Source organism: Synechococcus sp. R55.7 (assembly GCF_047461955.1).
In the GTDB taxonomy this organism is placed as follows: Bacteria; Cyanobacteriota; Cyanobacteriia; order Thermostichales; family Thermostichaceae; genus Thermostichus.
This window is the reverse complement of record NZ_JANSIC010000152.1, coordinates 1-6,113: the sequence shown is the minus strand read 5'-3', so window position 1 is coordinate 6,113 and position 6,113 is coordinate 1. Positions and strand designations below refer to the sequence as shown.

Here is a 6,113-nt window from a genome sequence, read left to right as displayed (position 1 = left end):
CCTGTCTTTAGGCAGGGGAGTATGTCAAATCCCCAAAGAGACCCACCGAGCCGTGAAGCGCCTTCTGTTGGAGTCGGATCAAGATCTCTCAGAGTTAGTCGAGACGCTGCTCAGCCAGTGGCTGCGTTCTCAGTCGGGAAAGGTCTGAACATCAGGGAAGAGGGGCATTGCCAGACCCCACAGCCGCTCAGGGATCCCGCTGTCGGGGATCGGAGGGAGCCCACAGATTCCAGTTGAGAGCCAGATAGGAATAAGATGAAGGGGCGTGAGGCAGGGATCCCCGAACGCGAGGTGGGGCCGTTCGCAATAGCGGGACGGAGTCCTTGGGCAAGTTGCGCGAGGGGAAGTCTGCGTTGGGAGGACGTCACGCTCTTTCAGGGGTAAAGGGATCCTTTATGCAAGCCATCACCTTGCTCGGCTCCACCGGCTCGATTGGCACCCAAACTCTGGACTTGGTGGCCCAGTATCCAGAGCGTTTTCAGGTTGTTGGCCTGACCAGCTACAGCAACGTCGCCCTCTTGGCCGAGCAGGTGCGGCGGTTTCGGCCCCAGATGGTTGCCATTGGCCGGGAGGAGCTGCTGCCGGAGCTGCGGTCGCTGCTGACGGGGATCCGACCGCTGCCGGAGTTGGTGGCCGGAACGGAGGGGCTGTGTCAGGTGGCGGCTCACCCGGCGGCCCAGCGGGTGGTGACGGGGATCGTCGGCTGCGCCGGTTTGTTGCCAACCCTGGCGGCCATCCGTGCCGGCAAAGACATTGCCCTGGCCAACAAAGAAACCCTGGTGGCAGGGGGGCCGGTGGTGCTGCCCTTGGTGCGGCAGTACGGGGTGAACCTGATCCCCGTCGACTCTGAGCATTCGGCCATTTTCCAGTGTTTACAGGGGGTGCCCGCGGGATCCCTGCGAAGAATCCTGTTGACTGCCTCGGGTGGCGCCTTTCGGGATTGGCCTGCCGAAAAATTGGATCAGGTCACCCTGGCCGATGCCCTCAAGCATCCCAATTGGGTGATGGGGCGCAAAATCACCATCGACTCGGCTACCCTAATGAACAAGGGCCTGGAGGTGATCGAGGCCCACTGGCTCTTCGGCCTGGACTACGACCACATCGACATCCTCATCCACCCGCAGAGCATTGTCCACTCCCTGATCGAGCTGGCCGATACCTCGGTTCTGGCCCAGTTGGGCTGGCCGGACATGCACCTGCCCATCCTCTACGGCCTCAGTTGGCCGGAACGCCTGGCCACCCCCTGGGATCCCCTCGATTTGGTCAAGCTGGGATCCCTCACCTTTAAGGCTCCGGATCACCGCAAGTACCCCTGCATGGAGTTGGCCTATGCCGCTGGACGGAGGGGGGGAACGCTGCCGGCAGTGTTGAATGCGGCCAACGAAGCGGCGGTGGCCCTGTTCTTGCAGGAGCGCATCCGTTTTTTGGATATTCCCCGTCTCTTGGAGCGGGTTTGTGAGCGGCATCAAGTCATTGCCGATCCCAGCCTGGAGGACATTTTGCAGGCAGATGCCTGGGCACGGCGGGAAACGGCGCAACTGGCCCAGCAAGCCCCGGCTCAGGTTCTGGTCTGATCCCTACCGGGGGGATCCGGCTGAACGCTAGAGTGGAAGAGGATGCAGGGAGCAAGTGAGTGACCGGATCCCATCTCCGACAATTGGCCCATTATCTGCGCCCCTATCGACGACAGGTGGGGTTGGGCATTGGATCCCTGCTCCTGGTCAATGGCCTGGGGGTGTTCCTGCCCTGGTACGTCAAGCTGGTCATCGATGACCTCAGCCAGAACCTGGCCACTTTGTCGGCCCGGCGCATTGCCCTTTACGCCCTAACGGTGCTGGTCGTCTCCAGCCTGATGATGGGCATTCGCATTGCCTCGCGAGTGTGGATGTTTGGGGTGGGACGGCAGGTGGAGTTTCACCTCAAGCAAGCCATCTTCGAGCATTTGCTCACCCTGCAGCCTTCCTACTTTGCCCAGCAGACCATTGGGGACATTCTCACCTGCATCACCAGCGATGTGGAAAACATCCGCCGCCTGTTGGGCTTTGCCCTACTCAGTTTGGCCAACACGATCTTTGCCTATGCCACCACTCTGCCCGCCATGTTTGGCATTGAGCCCCGCCTCAGCGCACTGGCCCTATCGGTGTTTCCGGTGATGTTGGTCTTGGTCAAGCTGAGCAGTGCCCGCCTGCAGCAGGAGCAGCTCCAGGTGCAGCAGGAGTTGGCAGATCTGAGCGATCTCATCCAAGAAGATCTGAACGGCATCACCGTCATCAAGGTATACGGCCAAGAACAGCACGAGCAGCAGGGGTTTCGCCGCCAGAACCAGCGGCTGCTGCAGGCCAATTTACGCTTGGCCCTCACCCGCAACTTGCTCTTCCCCTCTTTGGTGGCGCTGGTCAGCCTCAGTTTGTTGCTACTGCTGGCGGTGGGGGGGCCGCAGATTGCGGCAGGGACGCTGACCATCGGGGATTTTTCGGCCCTCACCCTCTACGTGGAACGGTTGGTATTTCCCACCGCCCTGCTGGGCTTCACCATCACGGCCTACCAGCGGGGGCAGGTCAGCTTGGAGCGGATCGATGCTCTGTTGGAGGTAGAACCCACCATCCGAGACGCCCCAGGCGCTTTGCCGTTGCCTCTGGAGAGGGTGCAGGGTCGCATCGAGGCCAGAGGTCTCGCGTTTGCCTTCGCCGGCCCTGCGGCAGCTCCGGCTCTAGAGGATTTGCACTTTTGCATAGAACCGGGCCAGATGGTGGCGGTGGTGGGGCCGATTGGGGCGGGCAAGTCCACTCTGGCCAATGCCCTTCCTCGGCTGCTGGAGATCCAGCCGGGGCAACTGTTTTTGGATGGGCAGGATATCACCCAGATTCAACTGGGATCCCTGCGGCGGGCCATTGCCTATGTGCCCCAGGAGAGCTTCCTGTTCAGCGCCACGGTCCGGGATAACATTCGCTACGGCAAGCCAGATGCCGAAGATTGGGAGGTGGAATGGGCTGCCAAAGCCGCCCACATCCACGCCGAGATCCTCAACTTTCCCAAGGGCTACGACACTCTGGTGGGAGAGCGGGGCATTACCCTCTCCGGTGGCCAGCGACAGCGGGTGGCCTTGGCTCGGGCTTTACTGGTGGATGCTCCCATCTTGATCCTGGATGACTCTCTCTCCAGTGTGGATAACCAGACGGCTCAGGCCATTCTTCGCCATCTGCGTCGGGTCACGGCCCAGAAAACGGTGATCTTCATCACCCATCGCCTCACGGCTGCGGTGGAGGCCGATCAGATTTGGGTGATGGACCAGGGCCGCCTTGTGCAGAAGGGATCCCATGCCGAATTGCTGGCGGACGAGAAGGGCCTCTACGCTTCTCTGTGGGCCAAGCAAAAGCTGGAGGAAGCCCTGGCCTAATTTGACGGCGGCAATCCCTGGCCGCTACCCTAACCGGCAAAGCTGTGGGGAGTGGCAACGATGGAAACTGCTGGGATCACTTTGTCCAAATTGCTCCACCAAGCTGGGATCCAGCCTCAATTGGCCCAGGGATCCCTGGAGGGGGTGCAGGTCTGGGGCCTCTGTGCCGACTCTCGCCAGGTACAGCCGGGGGATCTCTTCTTGGGGATGCCGGGATCCCGCGTGGATGGAGGTAGCTTCGTGGCCCAAGCCCTGGCGGCAGGGGCAGTGGCCGCCCTGATCTCCCAGGAGGCGTGGGAGAGCGTCAGCGGAGAGGCTGGATGGGGAAGTCAGCCCGTCCTGGTTTTGCCTCGCGCCAGCCTGAACAGGGCCGTGGCCCAGGTGGCGGCAGCTTTCTATGGGTTTCCCGCCCGCCAACTGACCTTGGTGGGGGTGACGGGCACCAATGGCAAAACCACCACCACCCACTTAATCGAACATTTGGTGCAAGCTGCCGGTCGCTCCGCGGCTTTGCTGGGCACTCTGTACAACCGCTGGCCTGGCTATAGCGAAGTGGCCTCCCACACCACCCTTTTTCCGCCTGAACTGCAGCGCAGCCTCAGGGAAGCCCAGAGAGCCGGGGCGGAGGTGGCGGTGATGGAGGTGAGCTCCCATGCTCTCGCTCAAGATCGGGTGTGGGGATGTTCCTTTGCCGCTGCCGTCTGGACCAACCTTACCCAGGATCACCTGGATTTCCACGGCAGCATGGAGAACTACTGGCAGGCCAAAGCCACCCTCTTCCGACAGGAGTATCTCCAAGGGCGGGCGGTGATCAACGCCGACGATGCTGGGGGACGGCGGCTCTTGCAAGCCATTCGGCCCGATCTGCAGCCCTGGGCCTACTCGCTGCAGCCCCTGCAGGGGATCCCCGGCCTCTGGCCCAGCAACGTTCAATTGCACCCCAGCGGCTTACAGGCGACGCTCCACACCCCCTCTGGCGCCTTTGCCGTGGCAGCCCCCCTGGTGGGATCCTTCAACCTGGCCAACCTGCTGGCGGCGGTGGGGGTAGCCCTGCACTTGGGGATCCCTGTCGAGATCATCCAGTCGGCCCTGCCCCACTTTCCGGGCGTACCGGGGCGGATGGAGCGGGTGACCCTGCCGGGGCAGGATATCGCGGTAGTTGTGGACTACGCCCACACCCCCGACGGCCTGGAAAACCTGCTCAAGGCCCTGCGATCCCAGGTGCAAGGGCAACTTATCTGCGTCTTTGGCTGTGGCGGGGATCGGGATCGGGGCAAACGACCGCAGATGGGCCGCATTGCCGCCACCTGGGCCGATCAGGTGATCGTTACCTCCGACAACCCCCGCACCGAAGATCCCCAGCAGATCCTACGGGATATTCTGGCCGGGATCCCTGGATCCCCCAGGGCGGTGGAGGTGGATCGGCGGCAGGCCATTCGCCTGGCCATCCTCGCAGCCCAGCCAGGGGATACGGTGGTCATTGCCGGCAAAGGCCATGAGGACTACCAGATCCTGGGCACCGAGAAGATTCACTTCGACGACCGAGAAGAAGCCCGCGCCGCCCTGGCCCTGAGGGAAAAAAGCCGGGGGTGAGGCTAACGGGAGCGGTGCTGCAGCATCAGCTCCACGAACTCGCGGAAGAGGTGATCGGCGTCGTGGGGGCCGGGGCTGGCCTCCGGGTGATACTGCACAGAAAACAGGGGCAGGTGACGGTGGCGGATCCCGGCTACGGTGTGGTCATTCAAGTTGAGGTAGCTGATCGTGACCTCATCGGCGGGGATCGAAGCGGCATCCACCGCAAATCCGTGGTTCTGGCTGGTGATCTCCACTTGCTTCTCCAACCCGCAAGGGTGGTTGAGGCCGCGGTGGCCAAACTTGAGCTTGTAGGTGGATCCCCCTAGGGCCAAACTGAGAATCTGATGGCCCAGGCAGATCCCAAATAGGGGCTTCCCGGTTTGCAGCAGCGCTTGCGTGGTGCGGATGGCAGTCGTCTCAGCGGCGGGATCCCCTGGCCCATTGGAGAGGAAGATCCCATCGGGGTTGTAACTCAAAATCTGCTCCGGGCTGGCATTGGCCGGCAACACCATCACCCGACAGCCATAGCGGGTAAGGCGGCGCAGAATGTTGCGCTTAACGCCAAAATCCAGGGCCACCACCCGCAGGGGCGGCTCCGGGATCGGGATCCCTTGGCTGCGCCCATAGTCCCAGTCGGCGGGGGTAGGTTCCAGCCACTCGTAGGGTTGAGGAGTGGTAACCTCTGCCACCAAGCTCAACCCCTGCATGGAAGGAGCCTGGCGCACCCGCTCCAACAAAACCTGGGGATCCAAAGTCTCCGTGGAAAGGGCCCCGTTCATCACCCCCTGAGAGCGCAGCCGCCGTGCCAAAGCCCGCGTATCTACCCCAGCAATGGCCGGGATCCCATATCGTTGCAGGTATTCGGGGAGGGTGGATGTAGCCCGCCAGGAGCTGGCCAAGCGAGACACATTGCGGGCAATCACCCCCGCGACTTGGGGCCGAGCCGATTCTTCGTCCAGCTCATTCACTCCGGTATTTCCCAGCTCAGGGCAGGTGAAGGTAACCATCTGCCCCCGGTAGCTAGGGTCGGTGATCACCTCCTGGTAGCCGGTCATGCCTGTGTTGAACACCACCTCGCCCACCGCCGTGCCCGGCGCCCCAAAAGACCAACCGGCAAAGGAAGTGCCATCCGCCAGCACCA

4 protein-coding genes are annotated in these 6,113 nt (G+C 62.4%); 3 read left to right on the top strand and 1 reads right to left on the bottom strand.

The genetic code is table 11. The features are described from left to right. Positions 1-395: 395 nt before the first annotated feature. The 3 genes from NW820_RS08840 to NW820_RS08830 are packed head-to-tail and all read left to right on the top strand — an operon-like array spanning position 396 to position 4,990. Positions 396-1,574, top strand: a complete 1,179-nt coding sequence (locus tag NW820_RS08840) for a 1-deoxy-D-xylulose-5-phosphate reductoisomerase (RefSeq protein WP_414329119.1) — start codon at positions 396-398, stop codon at positions 1,572-1,574. Between the two features lie 59 nt (positions 1,575-1,633). Beyond that, the gene (locus tag NW820_RS08835; protein WP_414407281.1) at positions 1,634-3,397 is read left to right on the top strand and encodes an ABC transporter ATP-binding protein; all 1,764 of its coding nucleotides are present in this window, start codon (positions 1,634-1,636) and stop codon (positions 3,395-3,397) included. 60 nt (positions 3,398-3,457) lie between these two features. Then, positions 3,458-4,990, top strand: a complete 1,533-nt coding sequence (locus NW820_RS08830) for a UDP-N-acetylmuramoyl-L-alanyl-D-glutamate--2,6-diaminopimelate ligase (RefSeq protein WP_414407280.1) — start codon at positions 3,458-3,460, stop codon at positions 4,988-4,990. 2 nt (positions 4,991-4,992) lie between these two features. Here NW820_RS08830 and carA read toward each other — a convergent pair whose 3' ends face one another. Then, positions 4,993-6,111: a glutamine-hydrolyzing carbamoyl-phosphate synthase small subunit gene (gene carA, locus NW820_RS08825; RefSeq protein WP_414407279.1), complete on the bottom strand. Its 1,119-nt coding sequence runs from the start codon at positions 6,109-6,111 to the stop codon at positions 4,993-4,995. Positions 6,112-6,113 lie beyond the last annotated feature (2 nt).